We start from the raw sequence: 17,135 nt of genomic DNA on the forward strand, positions 1-17,135 counted from the left end.
CTTCTCCCGCCGAGACTGGAGACATGAACGACACCACCGGCGAGCGCAACATCGCCACCGCCAAGAAGCTGCTCGAAGACGCCATGCCCCGCCTCGACTGGGACCTGATGCGCTCCCTGGTCACCCCCGACGCCCCGATCACCCGGGCCGGTTTCGCCGACCTCTACGCGGCCACCGGTGACGACATCCCCCGCAGCGGCAACTTCATCGAGTGGCTGGAGTCCGGCTGGAAGAAGCTGTCCCAGGGCCTCAGCGACAAGACCTCGCAGGCGCGGGACGTGGTGGCCTCCGGCGACACCGTGATGATGACGTTCCACATGACCGCGCTGCACTCCGGCACCTTCGCCGGTGCCCCGGCCACCGGCCAGCGCGTCGAGTGGGACGAGATCACGGTGCTGCGCTTCAACGACGAGGGCAAGATCACCGACATGTGGTTCATGTGCCAGGAGTTGGGCCTCGCCGAGCAGATCGGCTACACGCTGCGGCTGGCCTGAGCCCGAGCCGCCGATCCCCCGTACCACCACGATGGAACGTAAGGAACACCGACACATGAGCACGATCGGACTGATCGGCAGCGGGCTGATCGGCAGCACCGTCGCCCGGCTCGCCGTCGCCGCAGGCCACGAGGTCGTCCTGAGCAACCGCCGAGGCCCCGAGACCCTCTCCGACCTGGTCGCCGAGCTTGGCCCACAGGCCCGCGCCGCCACCCCCGCCGAGGCCGCACAGGCCGGGGACATCACCGTGGTGACCATCCCCCTGCACGCCTACCGCACGGTGCCGGTCGCCGCGCTGTACGGCAAGGTCGTCATCGACACCAACAACTACTACCCCGAGCGGGACGGCCACATCGCCGAACTGGATACCGAGACCACCACGACCAGCGAGCTGCTCCAGGCCCACCTGCCCGCCTCGCGCATCGTCAAGACGATGAACAACATCTTCTACGCGCACCTGGGCAACCTCGCCCGCCCCAGCGGCGACCCCGCACGGTCGGTGCTCGCCCTCGCGGGCGACGACGCGGCGGCGAAGCAGACCGTCACCGTCTTCCTGGACTCGATCGGCTACGACGCGCTCGACGCCGGACCGCTCGCCGAAGGCTGGCGCTTCCAGCGCGACACGGCCGCGTACAGCGACCCCTACTTCAGCGAGGGCCACAGCCTGGCCACGACGGTACGAGGAGCGGACCCGGGCCCGGGCCGCCCCGCCACCGCGAACACGATGCGCGCCGCACTGGCGGCGGCGAAGCGCTACCGCGACATGTGATCCCGCCCGCCTCAGCCGTCCGGCCACTGGGTTCGCGTTGTCCACCGCTACGGGCCCGGCGGCAGTCCCCTGTGTGCCATATGGCGAGGGCTCGACGGCGCCCGGGTCGGCCATGCGCGGTCGTCCACCGTCAGGAAGGGCTCGTCCAGCACGGTCGCCGGGGTCGTACCGGTGAACGCCATGACGTCCCGGTGCAGATGGGACTGGTCGCAGTAGCCGCTGTCCGCCGCGACGTGGGCCGCGGCCTCACCCGCGACCAGACGGTGCACGGCGTGGTCGAAGCGGACCAGCTTCGCGGCACTCTTCGGCGGAATGCCGATGTGCGACTGGAACCGGGACCACAGACGCTTGCGGCTCCATCCGAGTTCGGCCGCCAGGTGGTCGACCCGGACGAGCCCCCTGCCGACGACGATCCGGTTCCAGGCCCACGCCACCGCCGGGTCCACCGGCGACCCCGCCTCGAGCCGGCGGGCGAGCAGCGCCTCTGTGAAGGCGAAGCGGGCCTCCCACGAGGGGATTTCGCCCAGTCGCTCGCGGATCCGGGACGCCTCCCTGCCCCACAGGTCGTCGAGGGACACCACGGAACCGCCCAGATCGGCCGGACCGGCCCCCAGAACCGCGCCCGCGACCACCGGGGACAGCCGCACCTGTACGCACTCGACCTGTTCGCCCCACGCCCGGGCCCCGCCTCCGGAGCCGAACCCGGGCCCGGCGACGAGGCTTCCGCCACGTCGGAGCCCAGCGCCGTCGTCCACGGTGTACGGGCTCGTCCCGAACTCAAGGATCAGCATGACGGCCGGGTGCGGAACCATCCGCAGGCCACCGGCGAGCGGGCCCGGGACCCGGAACCCGGCCATGTCGACACCAGCCACCCGGCTGGGCCGCCGCGGACGTGCGACGTCCCACGCGGCAGGATCGTCACGTTCACTCGTGGTGGACCCCATCACCCCATGCTAAGCGGGCCAGGGAGGGAACATTTGTCCAAGCCGCCGACGCGCACCGGCGGCGACAGTGGGCTCATGACTCCTCCCGACAGACCGTTCCTCTGACTGGAACACGGCGACCTCTACGTCCGCCAGGACGGCCCTCGCGACGCCCCCGTGCTCCTGCTCATCCATGGCTCCGCCACGTCGAGCCGTTCATGGGACGCGCTGGTTCCGCTCCTGTCCGCGCTCCATCACGTCATCCGTATCGACATGCCGGGGCACGGCCGCTCGGCCGAACCGGTCGACGGCGATTACGCGATCCCCGAACAGGGACGCAGGATCGGTACGGCACTGGACCGGCTCGGCGTCGAACACGCCTTGGTCGTCGGCCACTCCAGCGGCGGCTATGCCGCCACCGCCCTCGCCGAGCACCGCCCCGACCTGGTGACCGCGCTCGCGCTCATCAACACCGGCCCCAGCATGGACGCCTTCATCGCACCGGGGCCCCTCCCGTTCGACCCCGCGCGGTGGCCACCGACCGACGAGCAGATCCGCGAGTTCGCGAGCACCGGATTCCGCGTGGGCTACCACGTCCCCCAAGAACTCGTCGACGAATTGCGCGGCATGACATTCCGCGCGATCACCGCCGCGATGCAGGCGTCCACCGCCTATCTGAACCAGCGCGCGCTCCCGGACCGGCTGATCCCCCTCGGCAAGCCGCTGCAGGTGATCTTCGGCGACCAGGACCGCAGATGGCGACCCTCATCCGCGGCCGACTACCGCGCCGTTCCCGGCGCGACAGTCGAGCTGCTGCCCGGGTCCGGACACACCCCCATCCTGGAGGACCCACCACGCACCGCCGCGCTCCTCCTGCCCTTCGCCGAGATCCACGCTTAGCGGATTTAGCGGATGCCCAGCTCCGTGAGCGCGCGCTGCTGGCGGGCTGTGGGCTTGGCCGGGAAGTAGAGGTAGCAGACGCCGCCGGTGCCGGAGACCACCTTGCCCTGGGCGTTGTAGCGCTTCGTGCGCAGCCAGATGTTCTCCCATTGCCTGCGCTGGTAGACCCGGCGGACGGACGGGTTGTCCGGGGAGGCCGGGTCATTGGCGATGATGTCTCCGGTGGCGGTGAAGCCGATGACGGTCATCAGGTGGCCCGCGGTGCCGTAGCCCGCGCCGGTCAGCTCCTCCTTGAGGAAGGACTGCGAGGTGATCACCGGGATGCCCGCGGCGATCAGTTTCTCCAGGTCGGTCAGGGAGCCCAGCCGGGTGACCACGGCCTGGAGGTCGCGGTAGGTGGCGGCGTAGGCGGCGTTGAAGGGCCAGTTGCCGCAGCCGTCGTACTGGTAGTCGAAGGTAGCGCGGGCCGCGTGGCAGACCTGGGGGTCGGCGTAGTCGGGGTTGACCCAGGCCAGGTCCTCGGGGGTGGGCTTGCGACCCCAGAACTCGATGATCATCTGCGAGGAGGTGGGGCTGCACCAGGCCTCGCCGCCGTTGTCGTACTCCGGGTACTGGCCCTTGTGGATCTCCTGCGAGTAGCGCGGTACGGCGAGTTCGCGTCCCTTGGGCAGACCGGGCTTCGAGGCGGGCACCTCGAAGCGGTCGGGGACGTCCGAGCCCATCGCGCCGACCCGCCACACGGTGGGGGTGCGGGTGGTGCCGGGCTTGCGGTAGAGGGTCAGGCGCAGCTGGTACGCCGTCAGCCGGAGGCCGCTCGCGGGGTCGTCGACGGCGAGGGTGTCGGTCCACACCGAGGTCTTGTCGTCGCTCTGGTCGTCCACGGAGGTGCGCCGGATGGAGTTCGCGCCGTCGCCGGAGGCCCAGCGGCCCATCACGTACCAGGGGGTCGCGGTGCCATCGGAGTACGTGCCCTTCAGCTCGGCCTGGATCCAGGTGCCCGCCGGGGTGCGGGCGTTCCAGGAGACGATGGCCTCGGTCGCGGGGACGGTGAGCTTGCGTACCGGGGAGGTCCAGGTGGCGTACTCCCAGGCGGCCTTGGTGCCGGTGTGCGGGTCGGTGTAGTCGGTGGTCCCGGCCGGGCGGGAGATCACGATGCCGGGGCGGGCTCCGGCCTCGGCGCGGACGCCCTTGGCGGCTCCGGCCAGCCAGTCGGTGTGGCTCGTCCAGCCGTGGTACTCGGTGGTCGCCTTCTTCGCCGCGGAGGCCGCCGAGGCGGCCACCGGGTTCGGGCGGGCGGGCCCGGGGGCGGCCGCGGCGGACGTCATCTGTACGGCGGCCGCGCCCGCGACGCCGATGGCGGCTGCGAGCACGGAGCGGCGGGGCGTGAATCCGGAACTGGTCATACGGGGCTCCCCCAGTCGTCGTCCAGCGGCGGATGCGCGACAGTCGCACAACTATGGCCGCTGCGAGTGGTGTCAGGCCAGTGCTTCCCTTCCCGCCCGCAGACCAATATTGGTGTGGACCAATGGAGTGAATACTCCCGGGTAGCCGTACAGTGGCCCCCCATGGAGACCGCCGACCGCCCCACCGAGACGCTGCGCGCGTTCGCGCGGCGGCTGCGCGGCCTGCCGCCGTCCTGCGGACCGGTGCGGCTCGTCGCCGTCGACGGGCACGCGGGCTCCGGGAAGACCACGTTCGCCGCGCGACTGGCGGAGGCGCTGGGCGGCGCGCCCGTCGTCCATACGGACGATCTCGCCACGCACGAGGAGCCGTTCGGATGGGAAGGGCGGTTGCAGGAGCACATCCTGACCCCGCTGAGCCACGGCACCGCCGCCCGGTATGCCCCGTATGACTGGGTCGAGCGCCGGTTCGCGGCCACCCGGCGGCGGCTGGACCCCGCACCGGTCATCCTCCTCGAAGGCGTGGGCGCCGGGCGCCGGGCGGTGCGGCCGCAACTGGCCCATCTGGTGTGGATGGAGCTGCCCGACCGGGACGCCTGGCGACGCGGGAGGCTGCGCGACGGCCCCGAACTGTCCACATTCTGGGACGGCTGGCAACCAGCCGAGCGCGCTCATTTCGCCGCCGACCCGTCGCGCCCCCATGCGGAAACCTTGATAGCGCAGCGAAAAGAGGGGTACGCGATGCTCACGGGGCCTGCCGCGACCACCCGGAGCACCCCCGGGTGTCACCCAGCGTGACCGGGTGAAAGCGGGTCGGCCACGCCCGGCGTCCGACCTGCCACACACGCCCCAACTCGGCTTGACCTGGGGCCCATACAGGTCTTACGTTCTGAATGCGCGACTCGCACGAGTCGCCCCAGTACGCGAAGCCCCCGGTTGTTCCCCCGTGATCGGGGGCTTCGTCCTGTCTGCGGCCGGTTCGACACCGTATTCCGGCTGCCGTACGGCATCGCACCGTCACTCTCGGTGATTCACCCCCGCCGGCCGTGTGCGCCCCTTACACGCCCCAGCGCACGCCTGCCAAGCCTTGTGCGATTGCGACGAACAACAGTGCGGCACCCTCGGCCGGTGCGGCCTGCGCAGGTACGATGCGAAAAGGGCAGCCGCCCCGGCGGCATCCACGGGGGCAGGGGTTGTGGGGGACGTGATGGATTTCGGCACGCAGGGTTCGCAGACCCCGGCCGATCTCGCCTGGCTGCGTGCCGTGGACGCCTACACGATGGGCGCCTACGCACAGGCCGAGGAGGAGTTCCGGGCCGCGGTGCGACACGATCCGGGCATGGCCGACGCATGGCTCGGCCTGCACGCGCTGCGCGCCGACACGGCGACGGCGCTGTTACGCATGTACCGGCACCGCGATCGCTTCGGCGAGCAGCGCACCCGCCACCGCCGCACCCTCAACTCCTGGTACTGGCTGGGCTGGTGGGTCCAGCCCGTGCTGGAGACCAGCCGTGACCTGCTGCTGGCCCACGCCTCACACTGGCTCGACGGCCGCCATGTCCCCGAGCTGGACCGGGCGCTGGCGGGCTGTCCGCCCGTGGAGGCCGATCCGCAGGCCCGCTTCCTGCACGCCTGCCGCGCGTATCTGGTCAAGGACTGGGAGCAGCTGGTCCGCCACACCGAACCCCTCCTGGACGACCCCTTCCTCGGCATCGAGGCCGGGCTCTTCGGCGGCATGGCCCGGGTCCGGCTGGAGATGTACGGCCAGGCGGAACCGCTGCTCGCCGCCGCCCTGATGCGTTGCCGCAGCGAACAGCCCCAGCGCAAGGAGCTGCGCTACTGGCTCGCCCGCGCCCATGAGGGCACCGGCCGCAGCGCCGCGGCCCTCCCCCTCTACCGCGCGGTGCACCGCATCGACCCCACCTTCATGGACACCTCGGCGCGGCTGGCCGCGATAGCCGAGTCGGACGGTCTGGACGAGACCGCCGACCTCGCGACCGTGACCCTGCCCGGGGTCAGCAGTCAGGACGCCACGGACGGCACCATCGGCGACCCCGCCGACACCCTGTCGACCGCCGGAGACCCGGCCGACGGGCGCGATCTGCGCACCGGCGGCGACGGCCCCGACGGCCCGCCGCTCCTTGCCACCCCCGTGACCGGCGGTGGCGCGGGCACCCGCGACCGGGGCGGCCCGGCCGCCCAGCCCGGGCCCTCCGACCCCGCCCTGCTGGAGAGCGCGCTGCAGGAGCTGGAGCGCATGGTCGGCCTGGAGCCGGTGAAGCGGCAGGTGCGGGCGTTGTCCGCGCAGCTGCATATGGCCCGGCTGCGCGCCGGGCAGGGGCTGCCGGTCCAGCCGCCGAAGCGGCACTTCGTCTTCTCCGGCCCCTCCGGCACCGGCAAGACCACCGTCGCCCGCATCCTCGGCCGGGTCTTCTACGCGCTCGGGCTGCTCGGCGGCGACCATCTGGTCGAGGCCGGGCGCGCCGATCTGGTCGGCGAATACCTCGGGCAGACCGCGGTCAAGGCCAACGAGCTGATCGACTCGGCGCTCGGCGGTGTCCTCTTCGTCGACGAGGCCTACAGCCTCTCCAACTCCGGGTACAGCAAGGGCGACGCGTACGGCGACGAGGCGCTTCAAGTGCTGCTCAAGCGCGCCGAGGACAACCGCGACCGGCTGGTCGTCATACTCGCGGGCTACCCCGAGGGCATGGACCGCCTCCTCGCCGCCAACCCGGGGCTCGGCTCCCGCTTCACCACCCGCGTCGACTTCCCCAGCTACCGTCCGCTCGAACTCACCCGCATAGGTGAGGTGCTGGCCGCGGAGAACGGTGATGTGTGGGACGAGGAGTCCCTGGAGGAGCTGCGCAGCATCAGCGGACACGTGGTCGAGCAGGGCTGGATCGACGAGCTGGGGAACGGGCGCTTCCTGCGCACCCTGTACGAGAAGAGCTGCGCGTACCGGGATCTGCGGCTGTCCGGGTGGACGGGCATACCGACCCGGGACGACCTGGCGACGCTGCGGCTGCCGGATCTGATGCAGGCGTACGGGGAGGTCCTGTCGGGCCGCGGTCCCATGTACCGCGACCCGGAGGACCCCCCGCTGCCGTAACCCTCGGGCGGTAGCCCTCAGGCCGTAGCCCTTGGGACCCAGCCCTTGGGCCGTACCCCCTTAGCGGGAGACCATCGCGGGCTCCTCCGAGGACGAGGCCGAGGACGGAGCCGGGGCCGGGGCCGCCGCGGCCCGTGTCGCGGGCCGCGACTCGGCCGGGCGGCTGCGCCCGCTGTCCCGGTGGGACGGGTCGCGGACCTCGCCCACCAGCATCTCCAGCACGTCCTCCAGCGCGACGAGCCCCAGCACCTTGCCCGACGCGTCGGCCACGGCCGCCAGGTGCGAGGCCGCCCGCCGCATCGCGCTGAGCGCGTCGTCCAGCGGCAGTTCGGCGCGCAGGGTCTCGATGGGGTGCCAGACCCGCTGGGGGACCGCCCGTTCGGGGGCCTCCAGGTCCAGGACGTCCTTCACGTGCACGTAGCCCATGAAGGCGCCACCGGCGCCGCACACCGGGAAGCGCGAGTAGCCGGTCCGTACCGTCAGCTCCTCGATCTGCCGGGGCGTGACCGACGGGTCGACGGTGACCAGGCCCGCCGGGTCGAGGAGGACGTCGGTGACCGGGCGGCTGCCCAGCTCCAGGGCGTCCGAGAGCCGTTCGTGCTCCCCGTCACCGAGGAGTCCGGCCTGCCGGGAGTCCTCGACCAGATGGGTCAGCTGCTCGCTGGTGAAGACGGCCTCGACCTCGTCCTTGGGCTCGACCCGGAAGAGCCGCAGCACCAGCCGGGAGCAGGCGCCCAGCGCCGCGGTGACCGGACGGCACAGCCGGGCGAAGCCGACGAGGCCGGGGGCGAGCCACAGCGCGGTCTTCTCCGGCGCCGCCATGGCCAGGTTCTTCGGCAGCATCTCGCCGATCACCAGGTGCAGGAAGACGACGACGGCGAGCGCGATGGCGTAGCCGAGCGGATGGATCAGCCCCTCGGGCAGGTGCACGGCGTGGAAGACCGGCTCCAGCAGCTGGGCGACGGTCGGCTCGGCGACCGCGCCGAGGGTCAGCGAGCAGACGGTGATGCCGAACTGCGCGGCGGCCATCATCTGCGGCAGGCTCTCCAGCCCGGTGAGCACCGTACGGGCCCGGGCGGAGCCCTCGGCGGCCCGCGGTTCGATCTGGCTGCGGCGTACGGAGACCAGGGCGAACTCGGCGCCGACGAAGAATCCGTTGGCGAGGACCAGCAGAGCGGCGAAGAGGAGTTGGACGAGGCTCATCGCTCAGCTTCCTTCTCGGCAACGGCGACAACAGGGGCGGCTGTGGGGGCAGCGGCACCGGCACTCGTACCCGTTCCGGTCCGCATGATCCGTACCCGCTCCGCCCGGTGGTGGCCGACCTGCCGGACGGCCAGCTTCCAGCCGGGCAGCTCGGCGGCGTCCCCGGGGGCGGGGATCCGGGCGAGCAGATCGGCGACCAGACCGGCCACCGTCTCGTACGGCCCGTCGGGCACCTCCAGGCCGATCCGGCGCAGGGTGTCGACGCGGCAGGCGCCGTCGGCGTCCCAGGCGGCCCGGCCGTCCTCGGCGACGGTCTGGGCCAGGTCGGGCGTGTCGGCGGCCTCGTCGTCGTGCTCGTCGCGGACCTCGCCGACCAGTTCCTCGACGATGTCCTCCAGGGTGACGACGCCGGCCGTGCCGCCGTATTCGTCGACGACCACGGCTATCGGCTGCTCGCTGCGCAGCCGCTCCAGCAGGGGCTGGACGGGCAGCGTCTCGGGGACGAGCAGCGGGGGCTGGGCGATGGACCCGGCGGGGGTGCGCAGCCGCTCCTCCGAGGGCACCGCGAGGGCGTCCTTGAGGTGGACCATGCCGATGACCTCGTCCAGGCGGTCGCGGTAGACCGGGAACCGGGAGAGTCCGGTGGCCCGGGTGAGGTTGAGCACATCCACGGCGGTCGCCGTGGACTGCAGCGCGCTGACCCGCACGCGCGGGGTCATCACGTGCTGTGCGGTGAGGTCGCCCAGCGAGAGGGTGCGGACGAACAGGTCGGCGGTGTCCTGCTCGATCGCCCCGGCCCGCGCCGAGTGGCGGGCCAGCGAGACCAGCTCACCGGGGGTACGGGCGGACGCCAGCTCCTCGGTGGGCTCGACGCCGAGCGCGCGCACCAGCCGGTTGGCGACGGTGTTGAGCAGGGTGATGACGGGCCGGAAGAAGTGGGCGAAGGCGTGCTGCGGGCCCGCGACGAAGCGCGCGACTTGCAGCGGCCGGGAGACCGCCCAGTTCTTGGGGACGAGTTCGCCGATCACCATCTGGACGGCGGACGCCACCAGCATGCCGATGACCACGGCGACGCCGGGGACGGCGCCGTGCGGCAGCCCCACCGCGGACAGCGGCGCGGTCAGCAGATGGCCGAGCGCGGGCTCGGCCAGCATGCCGACCACCAGGGAGGTGATGGTGATGCCGAGCTGGGTGCCGGAGAGCTGGAAGGACAGCTCGCGCAGCGACTCGACGACGGTACGGGCCCGCCGGTCGCCTTCCTCGGCGGCCCGCTCCGCGTCCGGCCGCTCGACCGTGACCAGGCCGAATTCGGCGGCCACGAAGAAGCCGTTCGCGAGGATGAGGACGAGTGCCGCGGCGAGCAGCAGGAGAGACAGGGTGACGCTCATGCCGCCGCCTCGGGGTCGGCGGCGGCGCAGGTACTACAGGACGATCCGTCCATCTCTGGAGGGAGTCACTCCTTGGGTCGCAGGTGTGCCCGCCGGCTGCGCGCGGTGCGCGGACAGGTCGAGGCGGGGCGGGGCATCGTTCGGCCCCGGCAACAGAGTAAACAAGGATGGCGGGTTACGGGCAGGCCCCAGATGCTGTCAGGACGTGCCGCCGCCCGAACTGTGGTGTTCGGCGAGGGTACGCAGGGCGCGGGCATCGTCGATCGCCCGTGCCTTCGCGACGCCCACCTGAATGCCCATCGCGGGCAGGCTGGTGCCGTCCGCGAGATCCAGATAGACCCAGGCGTCACCGGGCCGCAGATTGACCCGCAGCACCTCGGCCCAGGCCAGCCGACGGGTGGTGACGAGGTTGACCACGGTCACCCCGGCCTCGTCGGCCACCACCTTGGGGCGGCTGAACAGCACGAGGAACGCGAAGAACAGCAGCCCGGTGCCGATGAAGCTGGCCTGCTGGCCCGGGGACAGGTTCTCCAGGAGCACGGCGATCATGGTGAGGGTGACGACGAGGGCCGCGCCGGTGGTCAGCAGGATGACCCGGGTGCGGGTCGGCCGGAAGGTGACCGGGAGGGCGGGCGGCTGGGCGGCGGCGGACACGTGTGATGGGTCTCTCGTGAGCTCTCGTGAGCGGGAGGGGTGGAGGGTGCCGGGGGCTCAGAGGCGACAGGCGTGGATGCCCGTGGTGAGGATCGCCCGCGCGCCCAGCTCGTACAGCTCGTCCATGACCCGCTGGGCGTCCTTGGAGGGGACCATCGAGCGGACCGCGACCCAGCCCTCGTGGTGCAGCGGGGAGACGGTGGGCGACTCCAGGCCGGGGGTGAGCGCCACGGCCCGCTCGACCTGCTCGACCCGGATGTCGTAGTCCATCATCACGTAGCGCCGGGCCACCAGGACGCCCTGCATGCGGCGGAGGAACTGGCGCACCTTGGGGTCGTCGGTGGGCGCCCCGGTGCGGCGGATCACGACCGCCTCGGACTCCAGGATCGGCTCGCCGATGATGTCGAGACCGGCGTTGCGCAGGGTGGTGCCGGTCTCCACGACATCCGCGATGATCTCGGCGACGCCGAGCTGGATGGCGGTCTCCACGGCGCCGTCCAGGTGGACGACGGCGGCGTCCACGCCGTGGTCGGCGAGGTGCTTGGTGACCAGGCCGGAGAAGGAGGTGGCGACGGTCATCCCGCCGAACTCGCTCACATCGGTGGCCGTGCCGGGGCGGGTCGCGTAGCGGAAGGTGGACCCGGCGAAGCCGAGCTGCAGGATCTCCTCGGCCTGGGAGCCGGAGTCGAGCAGCAGGTCGCGGCCGGTGATGCCGATGTCGAGGCGGCCGGAGCCGACGTACACGGCGATGTCGCGGGGGCGCAGGAAGAAGAACTCGACGTCGTTGTCGGAGTCGACCAGGACGAGTTCCCTGCGGTCCTTGCGCTGCCGGTAGCCCGCCTCATGGAGCATCGCCGACGCAGGCTCGGACAGTGAACCCTTGTTGGGGACGGCGATGCGCAGCATGAGGGGTGTTTCCTTCGTACGGGGGATGGGTGGTTGAGCTTGCGGTGGTTCAGAGGTGGGCGTAGACGTCGTCGAGGGTGAGTCCCTTGGCGACCATCATCACCTGAAGGTGGTAGAGGAGCTGCGAGATCTCCTCGGCGGCCGCCGCGTCGCTCTCGTACTCGGCGGCCATCCACACCTCGGCGGCCTCCTCGACGACCTTCTTGCCGATCGCGTGCACGCCGGACTGGAGCAGTTCGGCGGTACGGGAGGTGGCGGGGTCGGCCGTGGCGGCCTTCTGCTGGAGCTCGGCGAAGAGCTCCTCGAACGTCTTCTTGGGCATGGTGTGCGCCATCCTACTTGGGTTGGACGGCTCGACTTCGCGCAGGTCTACGCAACGGACCGCAGGGTGACGGCGGTGGCGACGGCGGCGGTGACCGCCTCATGTCCCTTGTCCTCGCTGGAACCGGCGATTCCGGCCCGGTCGAGGGCCTGTTCCTCGGTGTCGCAGGTCAGCACGCCGAAGCCGATGGGGACGCCGGTGTCCACGCTGACCTGGGTGAGGCCCTGGGTGACGCCCTGGCACACGTAGTCGAAGTGGGGCGTGCCGCCCCGGATGACGACGCCGAGCGCCACGACCGCGTCGTAGCCCCGGTCGGCGAGGACCTTGGCGACGACCGGCAGCTCGAAGCTGCCGGGCACCCGCAGCACGGCCTGGTCGGCGATGCCCAGCTCGCCGAGGGCCCGCCGGGCCCCGGCGACCAGGCCGTCCATCACCTGCTCGTGCCACTGCGCGGCGATGACGGCCACGCGGAGGTCCCCGCAGTTCTCCACGGACAGTTCGGGGGCACCCTTACCGCTCACGTCACTCCTCAAGATCTTTCGTCCGTACAGGTGGTTCTACTGGCAGGTGGTTCTACTGGTTGCCGCAGGCGGACACGGGCTCCGGGCCCTCCGCCCGGCGGTCGCCCTCCAGCCAGGGCAGGTCGTGCCCCATCCGGTCCCGCTTGGTGCGCAGATAGCGCAGATTGTGCTCCCCGGCCTGGACGGGCATCGGCTCCCGGCCGGTGACCCGCAGTCCGTGGCGCACCAGGGCGGTGGTCTTCTCGGGGTTGTTGGTCATCAGCCGCAGGGAGCGCACGCCGAGGTCAGCCAGGATCTCGGCGCCCGCCGCGTAGTCGCGCGCGTCGGCGGGCAGGCCCAGCTCCAGGTTGGCGTCCAGGGTGTCCCGGCCCAGCTCCTGGAGCTGGTACGCGCGCAGCTTGGACAGCAGCCCGATGCCGCGGCCCTCGTGGCCGCGCAGATACAGCACCACGCCGCGGCCCTCGGCGGTCACCCGCTCCAGGGAGGCGTGCAGCTGGGGGCCGCAGTCGCAGCGCAGCGAGTGGAAGACGTCGCCGGTCAGGCATTCGGAGTGGACCCGGACCAGCACGTCCTCGCCGTCGCCGATGTCGCCCTGGACGAGCGCGATGTGCTCGACGCCGTCGGCGGTCGCGCGGTAGCCGTACGCCTGGAAGTCGCCGAAGGCGGTGGGCAGCCGGGTCTCGGCCTCGCGCCGCACGGCGGGCTCGGCGGCCCTGCGGTACGCGATCAGGTCGGCGATGGAGATGATCGCGAGGTCGTGCTTATGGGCGAAGGCGACCAGGTCGGGCAGGCGCAGCATCACGCCGTCCTCCCCCGCGATCTCGCAGATCACGGACGCCGGGCGCAGTCCGGCCAGCCGGGCGAGGTCGACCCCGGCCTCGGTGTGGCCGTCGCGGGCGAGGACGCCGCCGGGGCGGGCGCGCAGCGGGAAGATGTGGCCGGGGCGCACCAGGTCGCCGGAGGTGGTCTCCGGGTCGGCCAGCAGGCGCAGTGTGGTGGCGCGGTCGGCGGCGGAGATGCCGGTGCTGACGCCGTGTTCGGGAGTGGCGTCGACGGAGACGGTGAAGGCGGTCCGCATGGACTCGGTGTTCTCCTCGACCATCTGCGGCAGCCGCAGCCGGTCGAGGTCGGTCTCCTCCATGGGGGCGCAGATCAGTCCGCGGCACTCGTTCATCATGAAGGCGACGATCTCCGGGGTGATCGTCTGGGCGGCGGCGACGAGGTCGCCCTCGTTCTCCCGGTCCTCGTCGTCCACGACCACGACGGGGCGGCCCGCCGCGATGTCGGCGATCGCCCGCTCGACGGTGTCCAGCGCCAGTTCGTCGGGCGGCCAGGCGGCGTCGGTGGCGTCGTCGGTGTATGCCTCGCTCATGAGACTGACACTCCTTCCATTGCGGGTGTGGGCGCGCTCCGGGGGTTCTCCGTACGGGAGCGCAGCCACCAGTCGCGCGCGCCCCAGAGGACGAGTGCGAAGTAGATGACGTAGACGAGGCCGGAGAAGGCCAGTCCGCTGCTGAAGGCGAGCGGGACGCCGACCACGTCGACCAGCATCCACGCGAACCAGAACTCGATCAGGCCGCGGGCCTGGGCGACCATCGCGGCGAGGGTGCCGACGAAGATGTAGGCGTCGGGCCAGGGGTTCCAGGACAGTTCGGGGACGGCGGTGAACAGGGCGCCGACGGCGAGCGTGCCGATCGCCAGGCCGGTGAGGAGCGCGGCGCGCTCGCGGCCGGTGGCGAAGCGGACGGCGACCGCGCCGCCTTCGTCGCGGCGGCCGCGCCGCCACTGCCGCCAGCCCCAGGCGGCGACGCCGATGACCAGGAGCTGCTTGCCGACGCCGCCGCTGAGGTGCGCCGAGGCGTAGGCGGCGACCAGGACGACGCCGGAGGCGAGTTGGGCGGGCCAGGTCCACAGGGAGCGGCGGCTGCCGAGGGCGAGGGCGAGCAGTCCTATGGTGTTGCCGATCGCGTCCGACCACAGGATGTGCTGGCCGAATATCTGCCCGGCCTCGGCGCCCAGCCAGTCGAGGGACATCATTCGATCGCTTCCTTGTCCTTGTCGGCGCCATCGTGGTTGAGCAGCCGCTCGACGTACTTGGCGAGGACGTCCACTTCGAGGTTGACCGGGTCGCCCGGCTGCTTGACGCCGAGGGTGGTGAGGTCGAGCGTCGTCGGGATGAGGCTGACGGTGAAGTAGTCGGGGCCCGCGTCCACGACAGTCAGGCTGATGCCGTCGACCGTGATGGAGCCCTTCTCGACCACATAGCGGCCGAGTCCGGCGGGCAGCGAGATCTTGACGATCTCCCAGTGCTCGGACGGCTCGCGCTCCACGAGGGTGCCGGTGCCGTCCACATGGCCCTGGACGAGATGGCCGCCGAGCCGCCCGCCGAGCGCCATGGGGCGCTCCAGGTTCACGCGGGAGCCGACGGTGAGCGCGCCCAGGCTGGAGCGGTTCAGGGTCTCGGCCATGACGTCGGCGCTGAAGTGGCCGTCTCCGGTGTCGACGACGGTGAGACAGACGCCGTTGACGGCGATCGAGTCGCCGTGCCGCGCCCCCTCGGTGACGACGGGGCCGCGGACCTGGAAGCGGGACGCGTCGTCCAGGTTCTCGACGGCGACGATCTCACCCAGTTCTTCGACAATTCCGGTGAACACGTCAGCTCTCCTCGGCGTGGGCGGTGGTGTCTGTGGTGGGGAAGGCGGTGATCCGCAGATCGGGGCCGAGCCGGGTGACATCGGCCGTATCGAGCCGCAACGCCTGCGCGATCGTGGTGATTCCGGCGTCGGCGAGGGCGGCGGGGCCCGCGCCGAGCAGGACGGGGGCGAGATAGCCGACGACCTTGTCGACGGCGCCCGCGCCGAGGAACGCCCCGGCGAGGGTGGGCCCGCCCTCCAGCAGGACGGAGCGGATGCCGCGGTCGTGGAGGGCGGCGAGGAGCGCGGCGATGTCGAGCCCCTTTCCCGCACGGGGCAGCCGCACGCTCTCCGTCCCGGCGGGGAGGTGCCCGATGTCGGCGTCCTCGGCCACGGCGACCAGCGTCGGCGCGGCGTCGTCCAGGATGCGGGCGCCCGGCTTCAGCGCGGTGGCGTCGGTGTCGACGGCGACCCGCAGCGGCTGGGTGACGCCCTCCCGGTCGCGTACGGCGAGGTGCGGATCGTCGGCGCGCAGGGTGCCGGAGCCGACGACCACGGCGTCCGCCTCGGCGCGCAGCCGGTGCACATCGGCGCGGGCGGCGGCGGAGGTGATCCAGCGGCTGGTGCCGTCTGCGGCCGCGCTGCGGCCGTCCAGGGTGGCGGCGTACTTCCACAGCACGAAGGGGCGGCCGCGGCGCATCGCGGTCAGCCAGGCCTCGTTGACCGCCGCCGCCTCGTCGCCCAGCGGCCCTGCCGCGACGTCGACCCCGGCGGCGGCGAGGGTCGCGGCGCCGCCGCGCGCCTGGGCGGTGGGGTCGGCGACGGCGTAGCGGACGCGGGCGATCCCGGCGTCGATGAGCGCCTGGGCGCAGGGTCCGGTGCGGCCGGTGTGGTTGCAGGGTTCGAGGGTGACCAGCGCGGTTCCGCCACGGGCCCGCTCCCCCGCCGCGCGCAGGGCGTGCACCTCGGCGTGCGGGCCGCCCGCGCGCTGGTGCCAGCCCTCGCCGACCTGCTGTCCTTCGGCGTCGAGGATGACGCACCCGACGACGGGGTTGGGTCTGGTGTGCCCGAGACCACGGGCGGCGAGCACGACGGCACGGCGCATCGCCTGGGCTTCTGTGCCGGGTGCGGGGGCCACCGGGTCCTCCTGCCTCTTCGGGCACGGACTCCGGGGCTGTCGGAAACGACATGGAACGGGAACGCCGCCGCCGGGACGCCGGGATCGCTACGTACGGCTCGCGCCGAAAGCGCGGCCGCCGCGAGGACGGCGCACCGGTGATGTCGCTACCGCCGCGCACTGCCTCCCATCCGGACTTTAACCGTCGGTCCAGGAATTTCACCTGGTCAACCGGCCGCTGGCGGCGGACGGGTCGCGGACTATAACCGCCGGTTCGGATTTTCACCGACCCCGGAGTGCGCTGACGTCACTGGTACGGCCCCAGTGTGCCACGGCGATCACCGCAGGTGGGACCCGGACCCCATGTGTGCTCCCTCACCCACCCGCCCTGACCTTCCCCGAACCGGGGCCCAGCCCCGGCCCCCGGCACGGAGCCGCCCGCCGCGCGGCGGCGCGGCGGGCGCTGCGGTGGCGAACACCGGACGCGGACTTTCCCCCACCCCGCCCCTTCCCGAAACCGAGGGCCCAGCCCCCGGACCCCCGCCCCGCAGCCGGGACACGGCACGGAACCGCCCGCCGCGCAGCGGCTTCGGCCGGGGCGCGGTTGCGCGGGGTTGGGCTCGCGGTGCGCACCGCGCGGCTGAGCCAGCGTCGGGCGTGGCGGGTCGCACCGGGCTCCTGGGGGCCAGCGGCCGCGCTCCGGGGCGGTGTTGGAAGCCGCAGCACCCGCCGGGCCCCGGGCTGCCGGGTGGGAAGACGGGCGGGCGGGCCGGGTAGCGACTCACCCGCCCGCCGT

The 17,135-nt window shown here is 72.3% G+C and carries 17 protein-coding genes and 1 riboswitch; of the genes, 5 read left to right on the forward strand and 12 right to left on the reverse strand.

The features are described 5' to 3' along the window. The first annotated feature begins 23 nt into the window (after positions 1–23). Positions 24–494, forward strand: coding sequence for an ester cyclase (locus ACFV9T_RS05335; RefSeq protein ID WP_385436776.1), 471 nt, complete (start codon positions 24–26; stop codon positions 492–494). Positions 495–549: 55 nt separating this feature from the next. Beyond that, positions 550–1,263 (forward strand): NADPH-dependent F420 reductase, encoded by a 714-nt coding sequence (locus ACFV9T_RS05340; RefSeq protein ID WP_385436778.1) that lies wholly within the window; start codon positions 550–552, stop codon positions 1,261–1,263. 47 nt (positions 1,264–1,310) lie between these two features. Here the strand turns inward: ACFV9T_RS05340 and ACFV9T_RS05345 are convergent, their stop codons facing one another. Further along, a complete protein-coding gene (locus ACFV9T_RS05345; protein ID WP_385436819.1) occupies positions 1,311–2,120 on the reverse strand; it encodes a helix-turn-helix domain-containing protein in 810 nt (269 codons plus the stop codon). Between the two features lie 192 nt (positions 2,121–2,312). Here ACFV9T_RS05345 and ACFV9T_RS05350 point away from each other — a divergent pair, with 192 nt between their 5' ends. Further along, positions 2,313–3,086: an alpha/beta fold hydrolase gene (locus tag ACFV9T_RS05350; protein WP_385436820.1), complete on the forward strand. Its 774-nt coding sequence runs from the start codon at positions 2,313–2,315 to the stop codon at positions 3,084–3,086. Positions 3,087–3,091: 5 nt separating this feature from the next. On the opposite strand, the gene ACFV9T_RS05355 is transcribed toward ACFV9T_RS05350, so the two are convergent. Beyond that, the gene (locus ACFV9T_RS05355) at positions 3,092–4,489 is read right to left on the reverse strand and encodes a peptidase C39 family protein (RefSeq protein WP_385436780.1); all 1,398 of its coding nucleotides are present in this window, start codon (positions 4,487–4,489) and stop codon (positions 3,092–3,094) included. A gap of 162 nt (positions 4,490–4,651) precedes the next feature. Between ACFV9T_RS05355 and ACFV9T_RS05360 the strand changes: the two genes are divergently transcribed. Further along, complete coding sequence (locus tag ACFV9T_RS05360) at positions 4,652–5,284, forward strand: uridine kinase (RefSeq protein WP_385436781.1); 633 nt, start codon at positions 4,652–4,654, stop codon at positions 5,282–5,284. A 409-nt stretch (positions 5,285–5,693) separates the two neighbouring features. After that, positions 5,694–7,595 carry an AAA family ATPase gene (locus tag ACFV9T_RS05365; protein ID WP_385436782.1) on the forward strand — a complete coding sequence of 634 codons (1,902 nt, stop codon included), beginning with the start codon at positions 5,694–5,696 and terminating at the stop codon, positions 7,593–7,595. A gap of 60 nt (positions 7,596–7,655) precedes the next feature. On the opposite strand, the gene ACFV9T_RS05370 is transcribed toward ACFV9T_RS05365, so the two are convergent. From ACFV9T_RS05370 to ribD, 10 genes are all read right to left on the reverse strand, one after another. Continuing rightward, on the reverse strand, positions 7,656–8,798 hold the full coding sequence (locus tag ACFV9T_RS05370) for a hemolysin family protein (protein WP_385436783.1): 1,143 nt from the start codon (positions 8,796–8,798) through the stop codon (positions 7,656–7,658). Next, positions 8,795–10,186: a hemolysin family protein gene (locus tag ACFV9T_RS05375; protein WP_385436784.1), complete on the reverse strand. Its 1,392-nt coding sequence runs from the start codon at positions 10,184–10,186 to the stop codon at positions 8,795–8,797. Before ACFV9T_RS05375 ends, ACFV9T_RS05370 begins: the two co-directional genes overlap by 4 nt. Before the next feature lie 198 nt (positions 10,187–10,384). After that, positions 10,385–10,840 (reverse strand): PH domain-containing protein, encoded by a 456-nt coding sequence (locus tag ACFV9T_RS05380; protein ID WP_385436785.1) that lies wholly within the window; start codon positions 10,838–10,840, stop codon positions 10,385–10,387. 57 nt (positions 10,841–10,897) lie between these two features. Then, on the reverse strand, positions 10,898–11,746 hold the full coding sequence (hisG, locus tag ACFV9T_RS05385) for an ATP phosphoribosyltransferase (protein ID WP_009713584.1): 849 nt from the start codon (positions 11,744–11,746) through the stop codon (positions 10,898–10,900). Between the two features lie 49 nt (positions 11,747–11,795). Further along, positions 11,796–12,068 (reverse strand): phosphoribosyl-ATP diphosphatase, encoded by a 273-nt coding sequence (locus ACFV9T_RS05390; protein WP_385436786.1) that lies wholly within the window; start codon positions 12,066–12,068, stop codon positions 11,796–11,798. A 47-nt stretch (positions 12,069–12,115) separates the two neighbouring features. Continuing rightward, positions 12,116–12,589 (reverse strand): 6,7-dimethyl-8-ribityllumazine synthase, encoded by a 474-nt coding sequence (gene ribH, locus ACFV9T_RS05395; RefSeq protein ID WP_385436788.1) that lies wholly within the window; start codon positions 12,587–12,589, stop codon positions 12,116–12,118. Between the two features lie 52 nt (positions 12,590–12,641). Beyond that, positions 12,642–13,961, reverse strand: coding sequence for a bifunctional 3,4-dihydroxy-2-butanone-4-phosphate synthase/GTP cyclohydrolase II (locus ACFV9T_RS05400; protein ID WP_385436789.1), 1,320 nt, complete (start codon positions 13,959–13,961; stop codon positions 12,642–12,644). Further along, positions 13,958–14,626, reverse strand: coding sequence for a nicotinamide riboside transporter PnuC (locus tag ACFV9T_RS05405; protein ID WP_385436791.1), 669 nt, complete (start codon positions 14,624–14,626; stop codon positions 13,958–13,960). The genes ACFV9T_RS05400 and ACFV9T_RS05405 overlap by 4 nt, the downstream gene beginning before the upstream one ends. Further along, complete coding sequence (locus ACFV9T_RS05410; RefSeq protein ID WP_385436792.1) at positions 14,623–15,243, reverse strand: riboflavin synthase; 621 nt, start codon at positions 15,241–15,243, stop codon at positions 14,623–14,625. The genes ACFV9T_RS05405 and ACFV9T_RS05410 overlap by 4 nt, the downstream gene beginning before the upstream one ends. Before the next feature lies 1 nt (position 15,244). Next, on the reverse strand, positions 15,245–16,327 hold the full coding sequence (gene ribD, locus ACFV9T_RS05415; protein ID WP_385436821.1) for a bifunctional diaminohydroxyphosphoribosylaminopyrimidine deaminase/5-amino-6-(5-phosphoribosylamino)uracil reductase RibD: 1,083 nt from the start codon (positions 16,325–16,327) through the stop codon (positions 15,245–15,247). 185 nt (positions 16,328–16,512) lie between these two features. Then, positions 16,513–16,643: riboswitch (FMN riboswitch) on the reverse strand. Positions 16,644–17,135 lie beyond the last annotated feature (492 nt).

This window comes from Streptomyces sp. NPDC059850, assembly GCF_042731515.1.
Lineage (GTDB): Bacteria > Actinomycetota > Actinomycetes > Streptomycetales > Streptomycetaceae > Streptomyces.

Excerpts from the sequence above, each read along its gene's own strand:
- ACFV9T_RS05405 (WP_385436791.1), bottom strand. The coding sequence starts at position 14,626 with ATGATGTCCCTCGACTGGCTGGGCGCCGAGGCCGGGCAGATATTCGGC.
- ACFV9T_RS05345 (WP_385436819.1), bottom strand. The coding sequence starts at position 2,120 with ATGGCCGGGTTCCGGGTCCCGGGCCCGCTCGCCGGTGGCCTGCGGATG.
- ribD (WP_385436821.1), bottom strand. The coding sequence starts at position 16,327 with ATGCGCCGTGCCGTCGTGCTCGCCGCCCGTGGTCTCGGGCACACCAGA.
- hisG (WP_009713584.1), bottom strand. The coding sequence starts at position 11,746 with ATGCTGCGCATCGCCGTCCCCAACAAGGGTTCACTGTCCGAGCCTGCG.
- ACFV9T_RS05370 (WP_385436783.1), bottom strand. The coding sequence starts at position 8,798 with ATGAGCCTCGTCCAACTCCTCTTCGCCGCTCTGCTGGTCCTCGCCAAC.
- ACFV9T_RS05360 (WP_385436781.1), top strand. The coding sequence starts at position 4,652 with ATGGAGACCGCCGACCGCCCCACCGAGACGCTGCGCGCGTTCGCGCGG.
- ACFV9T_RS05375 (WP_385436784.1), bottom strand. The coding sequence starts at position 10,186 with ATGAGCGTCACCCTGTCTCTCCTGCTGCTCGCCGCGGCACTCGTCCTC.
- ACFV9T_RS05365 (WP_385436782.1), top strand. The coding sequence starts at position 5,694 with ATGGATTTCGGCACGCAGGGTTCGCAGACCCCGGCCGATCTCGCCTGG.
- ACFV9T_RS05400 (WP_385436789.1), bottom strand. The coding sequence starts at position 13,961 with ATGAGCGAGGCATACACCGACGACGCCACCGACGCCGCCTGGCCGCCC.
- ACFV9T_RS05355 (WP_385436780.1), bottom strand. The coding sequence starts at position 4,489 with ATGACCAGTTCCGGATTCACGCCCCGCCGCTCCGTGCTCGCAGCCGCC.
- ACFV9T_RS05340 (WP_385436778.1), top strand. The coding sequence starts at position 550 with ATGAGCACGATCGGACTGATCGGCAGCGGGCTGATCGGCAGCACCGTC.
- ACFV9T_RS05335 (WP_385436776.1), top strand. The coding sequence starts at position 24 with ATGAACGACACCACCGGCGAGCGCAACATCGCCACCGCCAAGAAGCTG.
- ACFV9T_RS05390 (WP_385436786.1), bottom strand. The coding sequence starts at position 12,068 with ATGCCCAAGAAGACGTTCGAGGAGCTCTTCGCCGAGCTCCAGCAGAAG.